Consider the following 20,098-nt stretch of genomic DNA (forward strand, 5'->3'; position numbering starts at 1 on the left):
CCCCCCGGTGTCCCGGGGCGGAGCGGGCGGGCCGCCGTCGTGCTCCCCGGGCTACAGCGCGCCCGGCCGCACCAGACCGCTCTCGTAGGCGTACACCGCCGCCTGCACCCGGTCGCGCAGCTGGAGCTTGGTCAGCACATGGCCGACGTGGGTCTTCACGGTCGTCTCGCTGACGAACAGCTCGGCCGCGATCTCCGCGTTCGACAGCCCGCGCGCCACCAGCTTCAACACCTCCAACTCCCGCTCGGTCAGCGCGCTCAGCGCCTGCGGCGGCGCCTCCTCGCCCGAGGGCAGCTTGGTGGCGTACATGTCCAGCAGTCGGCGGGTGATGCTCGGGGCCAGCATCGCCGCGCCGTCCGCGACGACCCGGATCGCCTGCACCAGCTCCTCCGCCGGGACGTCCTTGAGCAGGAAGCCGCTGGCGCCGGCGCGCAGCGCCTCCACCACGTACTCGTCCAGGTCGAAGGTGGTCAGCACCAGCACCTTGGCCGGGCCGTCCCGACCCGGGCCGGCGATCCGGCGGGTCGCCTCGACGCCGTCCATCCGCGGCATCCGGATGTCCATCAGCACCACGTCGGGCTGCAGCGCCCGGACCTGGTCCAGCGCCTGCTGACCGTCACCGGCCTCGCCGACCACCACGAGGTCCGATTCGGCCTCCAGGATCATCCGGAAACCGGTGCGCAGCAGCGGCTGGTCGTCGACCAGCAGCACTCGGATCGTCACTAGGACTCCTTGCTCATCGGATCCCCCGTGGGATCGCTCTCGTCCGACGTACGGGCCAGCCCGTCCGCGGTGCGGGCCGGCGGCACCGGCAGTGGGTACGGCGGCGGGGTGCCGCCGAACTCCGGGCAGCTGGCCCGGTGGTCGCACCAGTCGCAGAGCCGGTTGCGGGTGGCCGGGAAGTCCCCGGTGGCCACCGCCTGCGCGATCCGCTCCCACAGGGCCTGCAGCTTGCGCTCCACCGCGAGCAGGTCGGCCTCGTCCGGGTCGTAGCTGACCACGTCCCCGCCGCCGCCCAGGTAGACCAGCTGGAGGCGCTTGGGGATCACGCCCTTCCAGCGCCACACCACCAGTGCGTAGAACTTCATCTGGAACATCGCCTTGCCCTCGAAGTCCCGCGAGGGCGCCCGGCCGGTCTTGTAGTCCACCAGCCGGACCTCACCGGTGGGGGCGACGTCCACCCGGTCGATGTAGCCGCGCAGCAGCAGCCCCGACTCCAGGGCCGTCTCCACGTACAGCTCGCGCTCCACCGGGTGCAGCCGGGTCGGGTCCTCCAGCCGGAACCACTGGCCGACCAGCTTCTCGGCGTCCGCCAGCCAGCCGGTCAGCGCCGCGCCGTCCGGGTCGTCCGGGAACAGCGAGCCCAGCTCCGGGCGCTCGCCCAGCAGCCGCTCCCACTGCGGGCGCAGCAGGCCCAGCGCCCGCTCCGGCGTCCGCTCGGCCGCCGGGCTGTCGAACAGCCGCTCCAGCACCGCGTGCACCAGCGTGCCCCGGGTCGCCGCCGGGCTCGGCGGCTCGGGCAGCCGGTCGATCACCCGCAGCCGGTACAGCAGGGGACAGGTGAGGAAGTCCCCCGCACGGGACGGGGACAGCCCGGTCGGGGGCGCCGCCGGTCGCGCCGGAGCCCCGGCGGCGCTGCTGGTGTCGGTCTGCTGCATGGCTACGACCCTATTGCCCTTTGCTGTCATCCCGCTGCCACCGGGCTGCCGCGCTGCCCCTTCCCGGCAGTCGGCCGGGGGCCGGTCCGGTCCGGGGCCGGTCCAGTGGGTATGAAGCCTGGCAGAGGGGCGCGCGCCGCCGGGTGGCCGCGATCACGTAGCGTGGGCGCACCGGGGCACGACGGCGGACGACCGAAGGGATCACGGTGAGCGACACCAGGGGGCAGCAGACCTCCGACCAGCCACCGCAGGACGGCGGACGCCCCGAGGGGCGCCCGCCGGAGCACGGCGGCGGCCTCCTGATGGGGCGGCCCTTCGGCGTGCCCATCTACGTCACCCCGTCCTGGTTCGTCATCGCCGCGCTGATCACCTGGGTGTTCGGCGGGCAGCTCGGCGACGTGCTGCCCGAACTCGGCAGCGGTGAGCGCTACCTGCTCGCGTTCTTCTTCGCGGTCGCCTTCTACGCCTCCGTCCTGGTGCACGAACTCGCCCACACCCTGGTCGCGCTGCGCTACCGGCTCGGGGTGCGGCGGATCCAGCTGCAGTTCTTCGGCGGCGTCTCCGAGATCGAGAACGAGGCCGGGAGCCCCTGGCGCGAGTTCTGGCTGGCCTTCGTCGGCCCGCTGCTGTCGCTGGTGCTCGGCGGGGTCTTCTACCTCGCGCTGCGCGCCGTCGAACTGTCCAGCGTGCCCGGGGTGCTGCTGACCGGCCTGATGGTCTCCAACCTGGTGGTCGCCGCCTTCAACCTGCTGCCCGGCCTGCCGCTGGACGGCGGCCGGATGCTGCGCGCGGTGGTCTGGGCGATCACCGGCAGGGCGATGACCGGCACCGTGGCGGCCGCCTGGATCGGCCGGGGCCTGGCCGTCGTGGTGCTGTTCGGCCTGCCGCTGGTCAGCGCCTCCCGCGGCGCCGAGCGCACCACCACCGACACCCTGGTGGACGCGGTGCTGGCCGCCGTGCTGGCCGCGATCATCTGGAACGGCGCCACCGGGAGCCTGCGCAACGCCCGGCTCAAGGAGGCGCTGCCCGCCCTGCGGCTGCGCGACCTCGCCCGCCGCACCGTCGAGGTCACCGCCGACACCCCGCTCGGCGAGGCGATGCGCCGGGCCCGCGAGGCCCAGGCCGGCGCGGTCGTGGTGGTGGACGGCCGGGGCGAGCCGATCGCCATCGTCCGGGAGTCCGCGGTACGGGCCGTACCGGAGCACCGCCGCCCCTGGGTGGTCGTCGGCCCGCTCGCCCGCGACCTCGAACCCGGGCTGCGACTGGACGCCGACCTCGGCGGCGAGGACCTGCTGCGGGCCGTCCAGGCCACCCCGGCGGGGGAGTACCTGGTGGTCGAGGCGGACGGCCGGGTCTACGGCGTGGCCGCGCTCAGCGACATCGAACAGCGCCTCACGGCGGCGGTCTCCGGCCGCTGAGCAGGGCCTGGTGAGGCGGGACGCCCCGCTTCCCTTAGGATTGGCCGCATGTCCGAACCGACCGGTGCCGCCCGCCGACGCGGGCCCTTCCAGGTCGGGGACCAGGTCCAGCTGACCGACCCCAAGGGTCGCCACTACACGTTCACGCTCCAGGCCGGGAACCAGTTCCACACCCACAAGGGTGCGTTCCCGCACGACGAGCTGATCGGCGCTCCTGAAGGCACGGTCGTGCGCACCACGGGGAACGTCCCGTACCTCGCGCTGCGCCCCCTGCTCCCCGACTACGTCCTGTCCATGCCCCGCGGCGCCGCCGTGATCTACCCCAAGGACGCGGGGCAGATCCTGGCGATGGCCGACATCTTCGCCGGTGCCCGGGTGATCGAGGCGGGTGTCGGCTCGGGCGCGCTCAGCACGTACCTGCTGCGCGCCGTCGGCGAGCAGGGCCTGCTGGCCTCCTACGAGCGCCGCCAGGACTTCGCGGACATCGCCCAGGGCAACGTGGAGCGCTACTTCGGCGGCCCGCACCCGGCGTGGAAGCTGACCGTCGGCGACCTCCAGGACAACCTGGTCGAGACCGACGTCGACCGCGTCATCCTCGACATGCTGGCCCCCTGGGAGTGCCTGGACGTCGCCTCCCGGGCGCTCGTCCCCGGCGGTCTCATCTGCTGCTACGTGGCCACCACGACGCAGATGTCCAAGACCGTCGAGGCGCTGCGCGACCACGGCACCTTCACCGAGCCGCAGGCCTGGGAGACCATGGTCCGCACCTGGCACCTGGAGGGCCTGGCCGTCCGCCCGGACCACCGGATGATCGGCCACACCGGCTTCCTGCTCACCGCCCGCCGCCTGGCGGACGGCGTCGAGCCGCCGCTGCGCCGCCGCCGCCCGGCCAAGGGCGCCTACGGCGAGGACTACGACAACGGGGCGCCCGAGCCGTCCCTCCAGGAGCGCGCCGCGGCCCGCAAGGCGGCCCGCGACACCGACTCCGAGCAGCCCGACCTGGGCTGAGCCCGGCCGGAACAGCAGGGGTGGTGCGAGCATCGCGCTCGCGCCACCCCTTCGTTTTTCGGCCGGCTCGCCTCCGGGCGCTCTGACCCGGCGCCGACGGTCCTCGCTCCGGCGCTCGTTCCTCGCTTGTCGCTCGTCGCTTTCGGCACCGGCGCGCCCTTCGGCTCCCCGGCCGCCGGCCCGCAGGCTCCGTGTGGGACGATGCTCGCTCACACGCTCCTGGAGCTCTGGAGGGGACGCCGGGTGGAGACCGCGGTCGGGACGACGGCGACGGCCGGACAGCAGACACCGCAGGGCCGCACCCGGCCCGGTCACGCGCGGACCGCACCCTGGCACTGGGCCCTCGCCCTGGCCGGCTGCGGCGCGGTGGTGGCCGCCGCACTCGCCGCCTCCCCGGCGACCGGCACCCCGCTGCCCGCCCGCGGCGGCGCCCCCAAGGCGCTCGCGGCCGGCGCGGCCCCCGATCCGGCCAAGGCCCAACTGCCCATGGACTGCGGCCCGTTCCCGGTCAGGACGGTGCTCAGCGTGCCCGCCGAACTGGGCGACGGCCGTCCCGGTACGGTCGTCGCCGCGCAGTGCGGCACCGACACCGGCACCCCGCCGGACTCCGTCTACCTGCTCGGCTTCGGCCCGGACCAGCGCCCGGTGGTGGTCGCCACCCTGCTGACCGACCGGGAGAACCTCACCCTGAGCCGGCTCACGGTGCGCTCCGACGGCGCCATCACCGGCCGCGCGCAGGGGTATTCGAGCGACGAGGTGCCGCGCTTCCGCCCCGACCTCTCACTCGACCTCACCTGGACGCACCGGGGCGGCGGCTGGGAACGCTCCCAGACCGCCGCCCCGGTCAGCGCGACCTGAACCCTCCGCGCGGCCCGAAACCCTATTCGGCGTCGGGCCCGTAGACCTCGACCCGGTCGGCGACCCGGCGCACGTGGATGCAGTCGCCGGGGCACTCCTTCGCCGAGTCCACCACGTCCTGAAGGAGCGTCAGCGGCACCGGGGCGGTCTCCCCGGGCTGCTGGCGCAGTTCGTCGTCCTCGCCCTTCACGTACGCGAGTCCGTCGATGTCCAGCTCGAAGACCTCCGGTGCGTACTGGACGCAGATGCCGTCGCCGGTGCACAGATCCTGGTCGATCCACACCTCCAGCTCGTCGGCCGCTGCCGCGTTCTGCTCGGTCACCGACATGGTCCCCTGCCGTTTCTGTCCCGGGTCGCCCCTATTCCGGGGGCAATCCCGCCATTCGTACAACGATCGGACCCACTACCGCGGTCGCGATCGGATATCACTTCGCCCGACGATACATCTGGCCCGCTTTGGGTGGTGCGCGGTGGGTATCCCCTTAGCAGAGGGGAAGCACGCTGGGGCGAAGATCGGACACGCCCGTTCCATCTTTCTTGATCTAGGGGTTTACGGACCCCTGGTCCCAGGTAGGGTCTGGAAGCGTCCAGCTCCCCGGAGGAGGTGAGGACCGTGGCAGCCCACGATGACGACTACAACCGCAGCACCGGCAGGCCCGCTCGTGGTTCCGACGAGGCCGCTCAGGTCTCGTACCTTGAGCAGGAAATCGCCGTACTGCGCCGCAAGCTCGCCGACTCGCCGCGCAATTCGAGAATCCTCGAAGAGCGGATCGTCGAGCTCCAGACCAACCTGGCCGGCGTGACCGCCCAGAACGAACGACTCGCCTCCACCCTGCGCGAGGCCCGCGACCAGATCGTGGCCCTCAAGGAGGAAGTGGACCGGCTGGCACAGCCCCCGGCCGGTTTCGGCACCTTCCTCGAGGCGAACGAGGACGGTACCGCCGACATCTTCACCGGCGGTCGCAAGCTCCGCGTCAACGTCAGCCCGAACGTCGCCCTCGACGAACTGCGGCGCGGCCAGGAAGTGATGCTCAACGAGGCCCTCAACATCGTGGACGCGATGGCCTTCGAGCGCATCGGCGAGATCGTCACCCTCAAGGAGGTCCTCGAGGACGGCGAGCGCGCCCTGGTCATCGGCCACACCGACGAGGAGCGGGTGGTGCGCCTCGCCGAACCGCTGCGGGACATCACCGTCCGGGCGGGGGACGCACTGCTGCTGGAGCCCCGCTCCGGCTACGTGTACGAGGTGGTGCCGAAGTCCGAGGTCGAGGAGCTGGTCCTCGAAGAGGTCCCGGACATCGACTACCGCCAGATCGGCGGCCTGAGCAACCAGATCGAGCTGATCCGCGACGCGGTCGAGCTGCCGTACCTGCACGCCGACCTCTTCAAGGAGTACGAGCTGCGTCCGCCCAAGGGCGTGCTGCTCTACGGCCCGCCCGGCTGCGGCAAGACGCTGATCGCCAAGGCGGTCGCCAACTCGCTGGCCAAGAAGGTCGCCGAGGTCACCGGCCGCCCCCAGGGGAAGAGCTACTTCCTCAACATCAAGGGCCCGGAGCTGCTCAACAAGTACGTGGGCGAGACCGAGCGGCAGATCCGGCTGGTCTTCCAGCGGGCCCGGGAGAAGGCGAGCGAGGGCACGCCCGTCATCGTCTTCTTCGACGAGATGGAGTCCCTGTTCCGCACCCGCGGTTCCGGTGTCAGCTCGGACGTGGAGAACACCATCGTCCCGCAGCTGCTCGCCGAGATCGACGGCGTGGAGGGCCTGGAGAACGTCATCGTCATCGGCGCCTCGAACCGCGAGGACATGATCGACCCGGCGATCCTGCGGCCCGGCCGCCTGGACGTCAAGATCAAGATCGAGCGCCCGGACGCCGAGGCCGCGAAGGACATCTTCTCCAAGTACCTCAAGGACTCGCTGCCGTTCCACCCGGACGACCTCAAGGAGCACGACAGCTCCGTCGGGGCCACGGTGGCGGCGATGATCCAGTCGGTCGTGGAGCGGATGTACTCGGAGACCGAGGAGAACCGCTTCCTGGAGGTCACCTACGCCAACGGTGACAAGGAGGTCCTGTACTTCAAGGACTTCAACTCCGGCGCCATGATCCAGAACATCGTCGACCGGGCGAAGAAGATGGCCATCAAGGACTTCCTCGACCACGGTCAGCGCGGTCTGCGCGTCTCCCACCTGCTCGCCGCCTGCGTGGACGAGTTCAAGGAGAACGAGGACCTGCCGAACACCACCAACCCGGACGACTGGGCCCGCATCTCCGGCAAGAAGGGCGAGCGGATCGTCTTCATCCGCACGCTGGTCACCGGTAAGCAGGGCGCCGAGTCCGGCCGCTCGATCGACACTGTCGCCAACACGGGGCAGTACCTGTAAGCACGCGGTTGTCCGGGCCGGCGACGGTCCCCGGAGCTGTACGCACCCCGTCCGGCTGTGGCGCCTCGCGGCCCCGCAGCCGGACGGCGCGTCTCGGGGCCCGCCGTACGGCACGGAAATAGGCTCGACCCACCGTCCGCGGGCAGATGTCCGGCGCCGGTGTTGTTCAGCGGTACGTCAGCGTGTTCCGCCCGCCGGGGGCGGGGCACCGGGCAAGGAGGGCCGCATGACCGTACGGCGCGTGATGGGCATCGAGACCGAGTACGGGATCTCCGTGCCCGGGCACCCCAACGCCAACGCCATGCTCACCTCGTCCCAGATCGTCAACGCGTACGCGGCGGCGATGCACCGGGCACGGCGGGCCCGCTGGGACTTCGAGGAGGAGAACCCGCTGCGCGACGCGCGGGGCTTCGACCTCGCGCGCGAGGTGGCGGACGCCAGCCAGCTGACCGACGAGGACATCGGCCTCGCCAACGTCATCCTGACCAACGGGGCCCGGTTCTACGTGGACCACGCGCACCCCGAGTACAGCTCGCCCGAGGTGACCAACCCGCGCGACGCCGTGCTCTGGGACAAGGCCGGCGAGCGGATCATGGCGGCCGCCGCGCTGCGGGCGCTGGAACTGCCCAACGGGCAGAACATCCACCTGTACAAGAACAACACCGACAACAAGGGCGCCTCCTACGGCACCCACGAGAACTACCTGATGAAGCGGGCGACGCCGTTCGCCGACATCGTCCGCCACCTCACCCCGTTCTTCGTCTCCCGCCAGGTGGTCACCGGCGCCGGCCGGGTCGGCATCGGCCAGGACGGCTCGGCGAACGGCTTCCAGATCAGCCAGCGGGCGGACTACTTCGAGGTCGAGGTCGGCCTGGAGACCACCCTCAAGCGCCCGATCATCAACACCCGGGACGAACCGCACGCCGACGCCGAGAAGTACCGCCGGCTGCACGTGATCATCGGGGACGCCAACCTCTCCGAGATCTCCACCTACCTCAAGCTGGGCACCACCTCGCTGGTCCTGTCGATGATCGAGGACTCCTTCATCGCCTCCGACCTCGCGATCGACCAACCGGTGCGCACCCTGCACCGGGTCTCCCACGACCCGACGCTCAAGCACCTGATCACGCTGCGCAACGGGCGCAAGCTCACCGCCGTCCAACTCCAGCTGGAGTACTTCGAACTGGCCCGCAAGTACGTCGAGGACCGCTTCGGCACCGACGCCGACGAGCAGACCCTGGACGTGCTGGCCCGCTGGGAGGACGTCCTCGGGCGGCTGGAGCGCGACCCGATGTCGCTCTCCCGGCAACTGGACTGGATCGCCAAGCGGGAGATCCTGGAGGGCTACCGCAGCCGGGACGCCCTGGAGTGGGACAACCCGCGGCTGCACCTGGTGGACCTCCAGTACAGCGACGTGCGGCCCGAGAAGGGCCTCTACAACCGCCTGGTGGCCCGCGGCAGGTTCGAGCGGCTGCTGACCGAGGAAGAGGTCGAACGGGCCGTCTCCAAGCCCCCGGAGGACACCCGGGCGTACTTCCGCGGCCGCTGCCTGGAGCAGTACGCGGAGCACGTCGCGGCGGCCTCCTGGGACTCGGTCATCTTCGACCTGCCGGGCCGGGACTCGCTCCAGCGGGTGCCCACTCTGGAGCCGCTGCGCGGCACCCGCAACCACGTCAAGGAGCTGCTGGACCGCTGCCGCACGGCGGAGGACCTGCTGCGCGTCCTCTCCGGCGGGTAACTTTTCGATCACCACGGGTGAACGTCCGCCGAATGGGAATCATCCGGGGTGGCAGCGGGTGTTGGACAGGGAGCACCACCGGCAAACCGGGAGCGGCAGTCGCACCTTGTGTATAGGGTCGGTGCCAACCGGCAACGACCGACCGACCAAACCGTGCCAGACGATTCGAGCGGGGTGAGGGAAATGGCGAGCAAGGACACCGGCGGCGGCCAGCAGCGGGCAAACCGCTCCTCCGAGGAGGTCGAGGAGCAGGTCGCGGAAACCCAGAATTCCGACGACCTCAAGGAACGCCAGGAAAAGTTGAGCGACGACGTCGACGCGGTGCTCGACGAAATCGACGAAGTGCTCGAGTCGAACGCCGAGGATTTCGTCCGGGGATTCGTGCAGAAGGGCGGGCAATAGCCCGTACCCGGTCATCGGGAATTCACGGTCGTGACCGTCCGGGACGGTCGGGCGGCGCCGTCCGCCCGGCCGTCCCGGCACCGGCCCCTCCACGCGTTGGACGATGATCGTCGGCGGGTAGGGTGCGGGCAATGCGCGCTTCAAGCTACCTGGAAGGAATCGTGTGGAAGCCAACACTCGTGGCACCGGGCGTCTACCGGCTGCCTTCCTGACCCCGGGGTCCTCCTCGTTCCTGGACTTCCTCGCCGAGCACCGGCCGGAGCTGCTGCCCGGCCACCGCGGGCTCCCCGAAGGCTCCGTGGTCGAGGCCCCGCACGGGACCACGATCGTGGCCGCGGTCTTCGACGGCGGCGTGGTGATCGCCGGTGACCGCCGCGCGACCATGGGCAACGTCATCGCCCAGCGTGACATCGAGAAGGTCTTCCCGGCGGACGAGTACAGCGCCGTCGGCATCGCCGGCACCGCCGGCCTCGCGGTCGAGATGGTCCGGCTGTTCCAGCTGGAACTGGAGCACTACGAGAAGATCGAGGGCGCGGTGCTCTCCCTGGAGGGCAAGGCCAACCGGCTCACCACCATGATCCGGGGCAACCTCGGCATGGCGATGCAGGGCCTCGCGGTGGTGCCGATCTTCGCCGGTTACGACCTCGACCTCGGCCGCGGCCGGATCTTCAACTACGACGTCACCGGCGGGCGCTCCGAGGAGCACGGCTTCACCGCCACCGGCTCGGGCTCGGTCTTCGCCCGCGGCTCGCTCAAGAAGCTCTACCGCGACGACCTGACGGCCGAGCAGGCCGCCACCCTGGTCGTCCAGGCGCTCTACGACGCGGCCGACGACGACTCCGCCACCGGCGGCCCGGACCTCGCCCGCAAGATCTTCCCGATCGTCTCGCTGATCACCGCGGACGGCTTCCGCCGGCTCGACAACGCGGAGGTCGCGGCGATCGCGGTCGCCATCACCGACGAGCGCCTGACCCGGCCCAACGGCCCGCAGGCCCCGCTGATCTAGCCATCACCTCACAGGAAAGGGACGACCGCCGGTGTCGACACCGTTCTACGTCTCGCCCCAGCAGGCCATGGCGGACCGCGCGGAGTACGCCCGCAAGGGCATCGCTCGCGGCCGCAGCGTGGTCGTGCTCACCTACGCCGACGGCATCGTCTTCGTCGCCGAGAACACCTCCCGGGCGCTCCACAAGGTCTCCGAGATCTACGACAAGATCGCCTTCGCGGCGGTCGGCCGCTACAACGAGTTCGAGAACCTGCGCATCGGCGGCGTCCGCTACGCCGACCTGCGCGGCTACTCCTACGACCGGGCCGACGTCACCGCCCGCGGCCTGGCCAACGTGTACGCCCAGACCCTGGGCACCATCTTCTCCTCGGTCGGCGAGAAGCCGTACGAGGTCGAGCTGATCGTCGCCGAGGTCGGCCGCACCGCCGACAACGACCAGATCTACCGGCTCACGCCGGACGGCTCGGTCGTCGACGAGAAGAACTACGTCGTGGTCGGCGGCAACGCCGACTCGATCGGCAACTACCTGGGCCAGCGCCACCGCGCCGGACTGAGCCTCACCGAGGCGGTGAAGGTCGCGGTCGACTCGCTCGCCCGCGACCCCAACGGGGGCAGCCCGCGCGCCCTCACCCCGGAACAACTGGAGGTCGCGGTCCTCGACCGCCAGCGGTTCCAGCAGCGCAAGTTCAAGCGGATCCTGGGCAACCAGCTCGGCCGGCTGCTCGACGGGGACCAGTCCGCCGAGTCGGACGACGACGAGAACCCGGCGGCGAGCGCGCCGGAGTAGCAGTGCCTGCGGAGTCCCGTACGGCGGCCGGACCGCCGGCGTACGGGACTCCGGTGCCCCTGCGGCGGCCCAGTCGTCGTGGAGGCGGTTTCGGACAGCTCCGACAGAGAATGGAGTGCTCATGGACCGCCGGATTTTCGGGCTGGAGAACGAGTACGGCGTGACCTGTACGTTCCGCGGGCAGCGTCGGCTGTCGCCGGACGAGGTCGCGCGGTACCTGTTCCGCCGGGTCGTCTCCTGGGGCCGCAGCAGCAACGTGTTCCTGCGCAACGGCGCCCGGCTCTACCTCGACGTCGGCTCCCACCCCGAGTACGCCACCCCCGAGTGCGACGACGTGACCGAGCTGGTCACGCACGACAAGGCGGGCGAGCGGATCCTCGAAGGACTCCTGGTGGACGCCGAACGGCGGCTGCACGAGGAGGGCATCGCGGGGGACGTCTACCTCTTCAAGAACAACACCGACTCGGCCGGCAACTCCTACGGCTGCCACGAGAACTACCTGGTGGCCCGGCACGGCGAGTTCTCCCGGCTGGCCGACGTGCTCATCCCCTTCCTGGTCACCCGCCAGCTGATCTGCGGCGCGGGCAAGGTGCTGCAGACCCCGCGCGGCGCGGTGTTCTGCGTCAGCCAGCGGGCCGAGCACATCTGGGAGGGCGTCAGCTCCGCCACCACCCGCTCCCGCCCGATCATCAACACCAGGGACGAGCCGCACGCGGACGCCGAGCGCTACCGCCGGCTGCACGTGATCGTCGGCGACTCCAACATGTCGGAGACCACCACCCTGCTCAAGGTGGGCTCCACCGACCTGGTGCTGCGGCTGATCGAGGCCGGCGTGGTGATGCGCGACCTCACCCTGGAGAACCCGATCCGGGCGATCCGCGAGGTCAGCCACGACCTCACCGGCACCCACCAGGTGCGCCTGGCCAACGGCCGGGAGGCCAGCGCGCTGGACATCCAGGAGGAGTACTACAGCAAGGCCCTGGAGTTCGCCGACCGCAAGGGCATCAACACCGGCACCATCGCCCAGGTGCTCGAACTGTGGGGCCGCACCCTGGAGGCGGTGCGCACCGAGCGCCTCGACACGGTGGCCACCGAGATCGACTGGATCATGAAGTACAAGCTCATCGAGCGCTACCGCGAGAAGCACGAGATGAGCATGTCCAACCCGCGGGTCGCCCAGATCGACCTCGCGTACCACGACATCCACCGCCGGCGCGGCCTGTTCTACCTGCTCCAGGGCAAGGGCCAGGCGAAGCGGGTGACCACCGACCTCAAGACCTTCGAGGCCAAGTCCGTCCCGCCGCAGACCACCCGGGCCCGGCTGCGCGGGGACTTCATCCGCCGGGCGCAGGAGCAGCGCCGGGACTTCACGGTGGACTGGGTGCACCTCAAGCTGAACGACCAGGCGCAGCGCACCGTGCTGTGCAAGGACCCGTTCCGTTCGGTGGACGAGCGGGTGGAGAAGCTGATCGCCGGCATGTGACCGTCGGCGTGTGACCGACCGCCGTGCCCTCGGCGTTGACCGGCCCCGGTGGTGTCTACCGGGGCCGGACGCATGCCGGGCATACGCTGTCCGTCGAGTCGGGAGAGCCGACTTCGACCGACAGTTAGGACCACCGTGCGCCGCACCGCCGGTTTGCTTCTCACCCTGCCGCTGCTGCTCGCGGTCGCTTGCAGCAGCTCGCCCAAGGCGGCCGGACCGGCGACGCCGTCCACCCCGAGCGCGGCCCCGACGGTGCCGGCGCCGGTGGGCGAGGCCTCCCCGATGCCCACTCTTTCGGGTGGTGGTTTCGGCAGCAAGGCCACCATCACCATCCCCGAGGGCCAGCAGCCCAGCGGCCAGTTCGTGGTGAACACGGTGACGGACGGTGAGCGGTCGACGGTCGGCAAGGGCGACTGGGTGACGGTCAACTACACGGCGAAGGACTGGACCACCGGCAAGGACCTGCCCAGCTCGTACGACGACAACGGCAAGCCCCAGCTCTACCAGGCCGGCAGCGGGCAGCTGGTGCCGGCGCTGGACCAGACCGTGATCGACAAGAAGGTGGGCACCCGGCTGCTGGTGGTGGCCCCGCCGGCGGCCGCCTTCGGCGAGCAGGGCTCCACCCAGCTGGGCGTCAACAAGGGCGACACCGTGGTCTTCGTGCTGGACATCGTGGAGGCGCTGCCGCAGGACTCCACGCTGACCGGCAACATGACCCAGCCCGCCGCGACGCTGCCGCAGGTCAAGGACAACGGGAAGGCACCGGCGGGGATCACCGTCCCGGCCGGGCAGGCCGCCCCCGCCGACCTCCAGCAGGCCGTGCTGATCAAGGGCGAGGGCAAGCAGGTCAAGACCGGGCAGACCCTGATCGTGCAGTACACCGGGGTGCTGTGGGGCAACGGGCAGCAGTTCGACGCCTCCTGGACCCACGGCGGGGCGCAGGCCGTGCAGATCGGCACCGGCAGCGTGATCGAGGGCTGGGACAAGGGGCTGGTGGGGCAGAACGTGGGCAGCCGGGTGCTGCTGGTGGTGCCGCCGGCCCTGGGCTACAAGGACCAGGCCCAGGGGTCGGTGCCGCCGAACTCCACGCTGGTCTTCGTGATCGACATTCTGGAAGCGGTCTAGCGGGCGCTCTAGGAAGTCGCCGGGAGGATTCCGTACGCTTGGGCGGACGCTCGTACAACAAAGCGTCCGTCCTCATCCTGAGCTGTCATACTGCCCTCGCACTGTGGCAGGCGCCGCCCGGCGCCGGGGTCCGGGGCGGACGGGTACGGCGGCAGGCCGGCGCTCACCACGCCGGGCGCAGACCTGGAAGACCTCGTGGCGAGATGGATGGGGAGTCATGACTGAGAAGACGCCGAGCCCGGGCGCGGCCGGCACCGCGGCGAACGACGGCTCTGCGGGTGACCCGGCCGCCTCCCGCCCGGGAGGGCAGGCCACGGCGGACCGTGAGTCGATCGTCGTGCCCCCGGCGATCCTCGCGCAGCAGGCGGGCTGGGCGCAGCCCGGTGACAAGCCGCGCGCGGCCGGACCCAAGTCGGACGACGACGAGGCCCCGCAGATCTTCGCCAGCAACGTGCGCAAGGCCGACAGCTCGGAGGCGGGGTACGACGAGAACCCGCCCGGCGTCGGCAAGCTGGGCGTGATCCTCGGCACGGTGCTCGCCGTGCTGCTGGTCGGCAGCGGCATCACGCTGTACATGGTGAACAAGGACTCGTCGAAGGACACCGCCTCGGCCGCCCAGCCGGACGCGACGAAGTCCGCGCCGCCCACGCCGACCGCCGAGCCGGTGCCGCCGATCAAGGACAGCGCCAAGGTGCTGCCGACCGTCACCGGTGACTTCGGCAAGAAGGCCGAGATCCAGGTGCCGGGCGAGGCCTCCGACGGCTCCTTCGTGGTGAAGGTGCTGTCCGAGGGCAACGGCCCCAAGGTGGACAAGAACTCCTGGACCTCGGTGGACTACACCGCCAAGGACTGGAACACCGGCAAGGACATCCCGAGCTCGTACGACGACAAGGGCAAGCCGCAGATCTTCCAGGCCGGCACCGACGCGCTGATCCCCGCGCTGGACCAGGCCGTGATGGGCAAGAAGGCCGGCAGCCGACTGCTGGTGGTGGCCCCGCCGGCGGCCGGCTTCGGCTCCCAGGGCAAGCCGGACATGTCGATCGGCCCGAAGGACAACCTGATCTTCGTGATCGACGTCCGCAACGCCAACGCGCCCGACGCGGTGGTCAGCGGCACCGTCACCCCGCCGCCGGCCGACTTCCCGCAGGTCAAGGACAACGGCAAGAAGCCGGCCGACATCACCCCGGTGGCCGGGGCCAAGGACCCGACCGAGCTGAAGACCCACGTCCTGATCAAGGGCACCGGGCCGGCGGTGGAGAAGGGCGAGAAGGTCGTCGTCCAGTACACCGGCGCGCTGGCCAAGGACGGCAAGGTCTTCGACTCCTCGCTCAGCAAGGGCCAGGCGTTCTCCTTCGCGGTCGGCGGCGGCCAGGTCATCCAGGGCTGGGACCAGGGGCTGACGGGCCAGACCGTCGGCAGCCGGGTCGAGCTGGTGATCCCGGCCTCGCTGGGCTACGGCGACAAGGGCCAGGGCGACATCCCGCCCGGTGCGACCCTGGTCTTCGTGGTGGACATCCTGGACGCCGGTCAGGGCTGATCGACTTTTCGGGGACAATGGTGCGCGTGTGACCTTCGGGTGCGGCCGCGTGGCCGCGTCCCGGCGGGCGGCGGGCGCCCGTACCGTGGTCCGGACGGACCGCGGCACGGGTGTCCGCCGCTTGGTCGTGTAGGGAATTTGGGAACGTGAGAAGAGGGACCATGGCTGTGAACCTGAACGAGAAGCCCGAGATCGACTTCCCGATCGGCGACGCCCCGACCGAGCTGCAGATCCGCGACATCGTCGTCGGTGACGGCGAGGAGGCCAAGCCGGGTCAGAACGTCAGCGTCCGCTACGTCGGCGTGACCTTCGAGACCGGCGAGGAGTTCGACGCGAGCTGGAACCGGAGCCCCAACGAGTTCCGCTTCCCGCTGGGCGGCGGCCGGGTCATCAAGGGCTGGGACCAGGGCGTCAAGGGCATGAAGGTCGGCGGCCGTCGCGAGCTGACCATCCCGTCGCACCTGGCGTACGGCAACCAGTCGCCGTCGCCGCTCATCCCGGCGGGTTCGACCCTGATCTTCGTGGTCGACCTGCTGGCCGTCTGAGCCTGCTGTGACCTCGGGCCGGACCCCTTCGGGGGCCCGGCCCGAGGCCGTTCCCGGGCCCGGACGGCGGCTCCCGGGGACCGGCCGCGGGACGCGGCTTTTGCAGTGCGTACCGCTACCGGTACGGTCGGTCCCGCCGGGTGGGGATCGCCCGGTTGGCGCACCCCGCGCGCGGCGCGGCACACCGGAAGGGTCAGCGATGGCGATCGCCAAGGCAGAGCGGCTGATGAATCTCGCCCTGTGCCTGATGAACACCAGACGTCCGCTCTCCAAGAAGGAGCTGCGGGAATCCATCGAGGCCTACCGCGAAGCCTGGCAGAACAGCAGCGAGGACGCCTTCAACCGGATGTTCGAGCGGGACAAGGACGACCTGCGCGAGCTCGGCCTGGTGATCGACGTCGACGAGAGCACGCTGGACGGTGAGCTGGGCTACCTCGCCCGCGCCGACCGCAACCGGCTGCCGGAGATCGCGCTGGACGCCGAGGAGGCGGCCGCGCTGACCCTGGCCGCCCGGGTCTGGCAGCAGGCCAAGATGTCCGGCGCGGCCAGCGGCGCGCTGCAGAAGCTGCGCGCGGCCGGGGTGCCGTTCACCGAGGCCGAGGGCCGGACCGCCCTGGAGCCGCGCATCCCCGCCCGGGAGGCCGCGTTCGAGCCGCTGCTCACCGCCGCCCGGGACCGCCGCCCGGTCACCTTCGAGTACCGCAAGGCCGGTGCCGCGGCCGTCGAGCAGCGCAGCGTCGAGCCGTGGGCGCTGGAGTGCTGGCGCGGGCACTGGTACCTGGCCGGGTACGACCGGGACCGCGGCGACGCCCGGGTGTTCCGGCTCAGCCGGATCACCGGCAGGGTGAAGGCCAGGAGCGGGGCGTTCCTGGGCACCGTGCCCGAGCACGTGGACGTCCGGGCCACCGTGGCCAAGTTCGCCGGTGAGGGGGCCACCGCCACCGCGACCGTCCGGGTCCGCCGGGGCGCGGGCTTCCCGCTGCGCACCAAGGCGCTCGGCAGCACCCGGGTCGACGAGGTCTGGGACGAGCTGGAGATCCCGTACGGCAACGGGCTGGGCGCCGACCTCGCGGAGTTCGGGCCCGACGTGCTGGTGCTCGGCCCGGAGGAGCTGCGGGCGGATGTCATCGACCGGCTGCGGGCGGTCGCGGGGCTGGACACGGAGGACGTTCGGGCATGAGCAATGCGATCGACCAGACGCGACGGATGCTGTCGCTGGTCACCTACCTGCGCGAGCGGCCCGGGGCCGAGGTCGCCGAGGTGGCGCGCGCGTTCGGGATCAGCGAGCGCGAGCTGATCGCGGACCTCAACGTGCTGCCGATGTGCGGCACCAGCTTCCGCGGCGGTGACCTGCTCGACATCGACACCGACGGCGAGCGGATCTGGTGGCACAACGTCGACGACGTGGCCCAGCCGCTGCGGCTGGCCGCCGACGAGGCGACCGCGCTGCTGGTGGCCGCCCGGGCGGTGGCCGGGCTGCCCGGTCTGCGGGCCGGGGACCGGGAGGCCCTCACCCGGGCCGTCGCCAAGATCGAGAACGCCGCGGGGGAGAGCGCCGAGGGCAGCGCCCGGGTCGGCGTGACCTTCGAGGCCGAGAGCCACGTCTTCGCCGACATCGACCGCGCGCTCAGCGAGGGCCGCCGGCTCTGGCTGCGCTACTACTCGCACGGGCGCGGCGGGATGACCGAGCGCGAGGTCGACCCGATCCGGCTGCTCACCGAGGGCCACACCTACCTGGAAGCCTGGTGCCGCACCTCGGAGGACCACCGGATGTTCCGGCTGGACCGGGTCGCCGAGATCCGCGTCCTGGACGTCCCGGCCGACCCGCCCCGGCGCGAGCCGCGCGACCTCAGCGGCGGGCTGGTCAACCCGGCCGCCGACGACCCGGAGGTGGTGGTCGAGGTCTCCTCCGGCGGCCGCTGGGTCGCCGAGTACTACACCCACGACCGGGCCGAGGAACTGCCCGACGGGGGGCTGCGGATCACCCTGCGCAGCGCCGACCCCTCCCAGCTGCGCCCGCTGGCGCTGCGGCTGGGCCGGGACGGCCGGATCGTCTCGCCGCCCGAGCCGGCCGAGCAGGCGCGCTCGGCCGCGCGGGAGGCGCTGGCCGCCTACGGGGAGGGGCGGGACTGAGCGGTGGAGCCCGGGACGAGATTCAAGGTGTACTGCTCGCAGTGCCGGGAGAAGGTCGAGCTCCCGGCCGAGGAGTTCCGGCTGACCCTCGGCCGGACTCCCGCGCAGGCGCACTACAGCTTCGGCTGCCCGCTCTGCGGGGCGGCGGTCCGCAAACCGGCCGGCGAGAAGATCGTCGAGGCGCTCACCGCGGCCGGGGTGCGCACCATGCGGCTCGTCCCGGCGGAGGGGTGACCCCCGTATAGGGTGGGGCGCATGTCCTGGATGCTCGTCGCCGCCGTCCTGCTCGCCACCGCGGGCCTGCTGGTCCTCGGGGTCCTCGCGATCCGGCTCTGGCTGGACGTGCGGGCGCTGGCCAAGGGCGTGGACGCGGCGTCCCGGGCGCTGGCCGAGGCGGCGGGGGAGCTGGCCGAGGCCGTTCCCGCCCGATAGCACGGCCGGGTCATCGCCGGTACGGGGGCTGCTGTCCTGAGGTGAGGGCGGGTTACGCTCTCAGTGGCTCCAGTCCTGCCGGTCGGGGCCGCTGTCCTGTTCGGGCGGCCGTCGTCGGGGCGTCATCCGCAGCGGTTACCATCCGCGGCGGGCGGCCTGTCGGGCCGCGGATGCTGAAGGTGGTCGGCGCATGCGCTTCTCGATGACCGCGATCGTGGTGGTCGTGGTGGTGGCCGTCGTGCTGTTCGGGGCCAAGCGGCTGCCCGACCTGGCGCGCTCGCTGGGGCAGTCGCTGCGGATCCTCAAGAGCGAGGCCAGGGCGATGCGCTCGGAGGAGGAGCCGGAGGGCAGTGCGTCGGCCGTCCGGCCGTCCGCGCCGCCGCAGGTCTCGGCGCAGGGCTCGGCGCAGCCGGAGGCCCGGATCGTCGAGCCGGCGCCCGGCGCCCCGGGTGTGCCCGGCGGCGAGCGCCCGCACTGAGCGCGGCGCGCGTGACGTACCCGAGGTACGCGGCACGGGTGCCGCGAGCGACCACGGAGGCCCGTCGACCGGCGGGCCTCGACGCACGAGTTGAGGACCGGGGTTGAGCAAGCTCTCCAAGGCGCCGCAGAAGGCGCCCAAGGATCCTGAGGGGCGGATGGCCCTCGCCGATCACCTGCGGGAACTGCGCAACCGCGTGGTCAAGTCGGTCCTGGCGATCCTGGTGATCACCGTCATCGCGGCGATCTACCACAAGCAGATCGAGGACTTCCTGCTGCAGCCGCTGCCGCGCTGCACCGTGGAGACCGCCGGGCAGTACCACGGCAAGTGCGCCCAGGTCTCCAACATCGGTCTGACCGCCGGTTTCACCTGGATGTTGAAGGTCTCGCTGACGGCCGGCGTGGTCGGGACCGTGCCGATCTGGCTGTACCAGGTGTGGGCCTTCGTGGCGCCCGGTCTGCACAGGCACGAGAAGAAGTACGCGGTCGTCTTCATGCTCTGCGGGGCGCCGCTGTTCCTGGCCGGTGTGGCCGTGGCGATCCTGGTGCTGCCGACGACGGTCGACGTGCTGATCTCGTTCACCCCGAACAACACCACGCCGATCCTGCCGCCCGAGGACTACCTCGACATCGCGACCCGGATGGTGCTGGTCTTCGGCCTCGCCTTCGAGTTCCCGCTGCTGCTGGTGATGATGAACCAGGTCGGGATGGTCACCGGCAAGCGGCTGCTCGGCTGGTGGCGCGGCATGGTCATGGGCATCACGGTGTTCGCGGCCTTCGCGACGCCGAGCGCCGACCCGCTGAGCATGCTGGCGCTGGCCGCGCCGATCTGGGCGCTGTACTTCATCGCGGTGGGCATCTCGATCATGAACGACCGGCGCAAGCGCCGGAACGACCCGGACGCCGAGCTGGACGACGAGGAGGCCTCCGAGGTGGACCTCTCGGTGCAGCCGGTGGCGGGTACGGAGACGGTCGAGGCCTCGGCGACGCCGGCGGCGGGCGCCGCTCCGGTGCCGGGCGCACGGCGGGAGCAGATGGACGACATCACCTGAGCCGGTGAGTGATCGGGCCGCGGCCCCGGTTCCCGCTTCGTGGGGGGGCCGGGGCCGTC

The 20,098-nt window shown here is 71.4% G+C and carries 21 protein-coding genes; 18 read left to right on the top strand and 3 right to left on the bottom strand.

What is annotated here, in order from left to right:
• Positions 1 to 51: 51 nt before the first annotated feature.
• A complete protein-coding gene (locus ACFXPX_RS26405) occupies positions 52 to 723 on the bottom strand; it encodes a response regulator transcription factor (RefSeq protein ID WP_063346919.1) in 672 nt (223 codons plus the stop codon).
• Entirely contained in the window at positions 723 to 1,658 is a 936-nt protein-coding gene (locus ACFXPX_RS26410) for a RecB family exonuclease (RefSeq protein WP_380643614.1), read from the bottom strand. Before ACFXPX_RS26410 ends, ACFXPX_RS26405 begins: the two co-directional genes overlap by 1 nt.
• Positions 1,659 to 1,864: 206 nt before the next feature.
• Here ACFXPX_RS26410 and ACFXPX_RS26415 point away from each other — a divergent pair, with 206 nt between their 5' ends.
• The 3 genes from ACFXPX_RS26415 (at position 1,865) to ACFXPX_RS26425 (ending at position 4,942) form a co-directional block, all read left to right on the top strand.
• Positions 1,865 to 3,076, top strand: a complete 1,212-nt coding sequence (locus tag ACFXPX_RS26415) for a site-2 protease family protein (protein ID WP_380524699.1) — start codon at positions 1,865 to 1,867, stop codon at positions 3,074 to 3,076.
• Positions 3,077 to 3,124: 48 nt separating this feature from the next.
• A complete protein-coding gene (locus ACFXPX_RS26420) occupies positions 3,125 to 4,084 on the top strand; it encodes a tRNA (adenine-N1)-methyltransferase (protein ID WP_375890785.1) in 960 nt (319 codons plus the stop codon).
• Between the two features lie 243 nt (positions 4,085 to 4,327).
• The gene (locus ACFXPX_RS26425) at positions 4,328 to 4,942 is read left to right on the top strand and encodes a hypothetical protein (protein ID WP_375890787.1); all 615 of its coding nucleotides are present in this window, start codon (positions 4,328 to 4,330) and stop codon (positions 4,940 to 4,942) included.
• Positions 4,943 to 4,964: 22 nt separating this feature from the next.
• Here the strand turns inward: ACFXPX_RS26425 and ACFXPX_RS26430 are convergent, their stop codons facing one another.
• Positions 4,965 to 5,270: a ferredoxin gene (locus ACFXPX_RS26430; protein ID WP_375890788.1), complete on the bottom strand. Its 306-nt coding sequence runs from the start codon at positions 5,268 to 5,270 to the stop codon at positions 4,965 to 4,967.
• Positions 5,271 to 5,555: 285 nt separating this feature from the next.
• Between ACFXPX_RS26430 and arc the strand changes: the two genes are divergently transcribed.
• From arc to tatC, 15 genes are all read left to right on the top strand, one after another.
• Positions 5,556 to 7,322 carry a proteasome ATPase gene (gene arc / locus ACFXPX_RS26435; RefSeq protein ID WP_380524701.1) on the top strand — a complete coding sequence of 589 codons (1,767 nt, stop codon included), beginning with the start codon at positions 5,556 to 5,558 and terminating at the stop codon, positions 7,320 to 7,322.
• 226 nt (positions 7,323 to 7,548) lie between these two features.
• Positions 7,549 to 9,060: a depupylase/deamidase Dop gene (gene dop, locus ACFXPX_RS26440; protein ID WP_375890792.1), complete on the top strand. Its 1,512-nt coding sequence runs from the start codon at positions 7,549 to 7,551 to the stop codon at positions 9,058 to 9,060.
• Positions 9,061 to 9,243: 183 nt separating this feature from the next.
• A complete protein-coding gene (locus tag ACFXPX_RS26445) occupies positions 9,244 to 9,462 on the top strand; it encodes a ubiquitin-like protein Pup (RefSeq protein WP_030286125.1) in 219 nt (72 codons plus the stop codon).
• A gap of 163 nt (positions 9,463 to 9,625) precedes the next feature.
• Positions 9,626 to 10,468 (top strand): proteasome subunit beta, encoded by an 843-nt coding sequence (prcB, locus tag ACFXPX_RS26450; protein ID WP_375890794.1) that lies wholly within the window; start codon positions 9,626 to 9,628, stop codon positions 10,466 to 10,468.
• A gap of 31 nt (positions 10,469 to 10,499) precedes the next feature.
• Positions 10,500 to 11,255 carry a proteasome subunit alpha gene (prcA, locus tag ACFXPX_RS26455; protein WP_375890796.1) on the top strand — a complete coding sequence of 252 codons (756 nt, stop codon included), beginning with the start codon at positions 10,500 to 10,502 and terminating at the stop codon, positions 11,253 to 11,255.
• A gap of 121 nt (positions 11,256 to 11,376) precedes the next feature.
• Complete coding sequence (gene pafA / locus ACFXPX_RS26460) at positions 11,377 to 12,738, top strand: Pup--protein ligase (protein ID WP_375890798.1); 1,362 nt, start codon at positions 11,377 to 11,379, stop codon at positions 12,736 to 12,738.
• 135 nt (positions 12,739 to 12,873) lie between these two features.
• Complete coding sequence (locus ACFXPX_RS26465) at positions 12,874 to 13,863, top strand: FKBP-type peptidyl-prolyl cis-trans isomerase (RefSeq protein ID WP_380524702.1); 990 nt, start codon at positions 12,874 to 12,876, stop codon at positions 13,861 to 13,863.
• Between the two features lie 217 nt (positions 13,864 to 14,080).
• Positions 14,081 to 15,400 (top strand): FKBP-type peptidyl-prolyl cis-trans isomerase, encoded by a 1,320-nt coding sequence (locus ACFXPX_RS26470; protein ID WP_375890802.1) that lies wholly within the window; start codon positions 14,081 to 14,083, stop codon positions 15,398 to 15,400.
• A gap of 161 nt (positions 15,401 to 15,561) precedes the next feature.
• Positions 15,562 to 15,945 carry an FKBP-type peptidyl-prolyl cis-trans isomerase gene (locus ACFXPX_RS26475; protein WP_375890804.1) on the top strand — a complete coding sequence of 128 codons (384 nt, stop codon included), beginning with the start codon at positions 15,562 to 15,564 and terminating at the stop codon, positions 15,943 to 15,945.
• Positions 15,946 to 16,144: 199 nt separating this feature from the next.
• Entirely contained in the window at positions 16,145 to 17,125 is a 981-nt protein-coding gene (locus tag ACFXPX_RS26480) for a helix-turn-helix transcriptional regulator (protein ID WP_375890805.1), read from the top strand.
• Positions 17,122 to 18,078 (top strand): helix-turn-helix transcriptional regulator, encoded by a 957-nt coding sequence (locus ACFXPX_RS26485; RefSeq protein WP_375890807.1) that lies wholly within the window; start codon positions 17,122 to 17,124, stop codon positions 18,076 to 18,078. Before ACFXPX_RS26480 ends, ACFXPX_RS26485 begins: the two co-directional genes overlap by 4 nt.
• Before the next feature lie 27 nt (positions 18,079 to 18,105).
• On the top strand, positions 18,106 to 18,312 hold the full coding sequence (locus tag ACFXPX_RS26490) for a hypothetical protein (protein ID WP_333493513.1): 207 nt from the start codon (positions 18,106 to 18,108) through the stop codon (positions 18,310 to 18,312).
• Between the two features lie 21 nt (positions 18,313 to 18,333).
• Entirely contained in the window at positions 18,334 to 18,510 is a 177-nt protein-coding gene (locus tag ACFXPX_RS26495) for a hypothetical protein (RefSeq protein WP_360230298.1), read from the top strand.
• Between the two features lie 190 nt (positions 18,511 to 18,700).
• On the top strand, positions 18,701 to 18,988 hold the full coding sequence (gene tatA / locus ACFXPX_RS26500) for a Sec-independent protein translocase subunit TatA (protein ID WP_380524703.1): 288 nt from the start codon (positions 18,701 to 18,703) through the stop codon (positions 18,986 to 18,988).
• A 157-nt stretch (positions 18,989 to 19,145) separates the two neighbouring features.
• Positions 19,146 to 20,039, top strand: coding sequence for a twin-arginine translocase subunit TatC (gene tatC / locus ACFXPX_RS26505; RefSeq protein ID WP_375890940.1), 894 nt, complete (start codon positions 19,146 to 19,148; stop codon positions 20,037 to 20,039).
• Positions 20,040 to 20,098: the final 59 nt, after the last annotated feature.

Origin of the sequence: Kitasatospora sp. NPDC059146, from assembly GCF_042786665.1 — a bacterium.
Taxonomy (GTDB): Bacteria; Actinomycetota; Actinomycetes; order Streptomycetales; family Streptomycetaceae; genus Kitasatospora.

Coding starts and splice junctions, on each gene's coding strand:
- ACFXPX_RS26410 (WP_380643614.1), bottom strand. CDS start 1,658: ATGCAGCAGACCGACACCAGCAGCGCCGCCGGGGCTCCGGCGCGACCG.
- ACFXPX_RS26420 (WP_375890785.1), top strand. CDS start 3,125: ATGTCCGAACCGACCGGTGCCGCCCGCCGACGCGGGCCCTTCCAGGTC.
- ACFXPX_RS26430 (WP_375890788.1), bottom strand. CDS start 5,270: ATGTCGGTGACCGAGCAGAACGCGGCAGCGGCCGACGAGCTGGAGGTG.
- dop (WP_375890792.1), top strand. CDS start 7,549: ATGACCGTACGGCGCGTGATGGGCATCGAGACCGAGTACGGGATCTCC.
- ACFXPX_RS26445 (WP_030286125.1), top strand. CDS start 9,244: ATGGCGAGCAAGGACACCGGCGGCGGCCAGCAGCGGGCAAACCGCTCC.
- pafA (WP_375890798.1), top strand. CDS start 11,377: ATGGACCGCCGGATTTTCGGGCTGGAGAACGAGTACGGCGTGACCTGT.
- ACFXPX_RS26470 (WP_375890802.1), top strand. CDS start 14,081: ATGACTGAGAAGACGCCGAGCCCGGGCGCGGCCGGCACCGCGGCGAAC.
- ACFXPX_RS26475 (WP_375890804.1), top strand. CDS start 15,562: ATGGCTGTGAACCTGAACGAGAAGCCCGAGATCGACTTCCCGATCGGC.
- ACFXPX_RS26480 (WP_375890805.1), top strand. CDS start 16,145: ATGGCGATCGCCAAGGCAGAGCGGCTGATGAATCTCGCCCTGTGCCTG.
- ACFXPX_RS26485 (WP_375890807.1), top strand. CDS start 17,122: ATGAGCAATGCGATCGACCAGACGCGACGGATGCTGTCGCTGGTCACC.
- ACFXPX_RS26495 (WP_360230298.1), top strand. CDS start 18,334: ATGTCCTGGATGCTCGTCGCCGCCGTCCTGCTCGCCACCGCGGGCCTG.
- tatA (WP_380524703.1), top strand. CDS start 18,701: ATGCGCTTCTCGATGACCGCGATCGTGGTGGTCGTGGTGGTGGCCGTC.
- tatC (WP_375890940.1), top strand. CDS start 19,146: ATGGCCCTCGCCGATCACCTGCGGGAACTGCGCAACCGCGTGGTCAAG.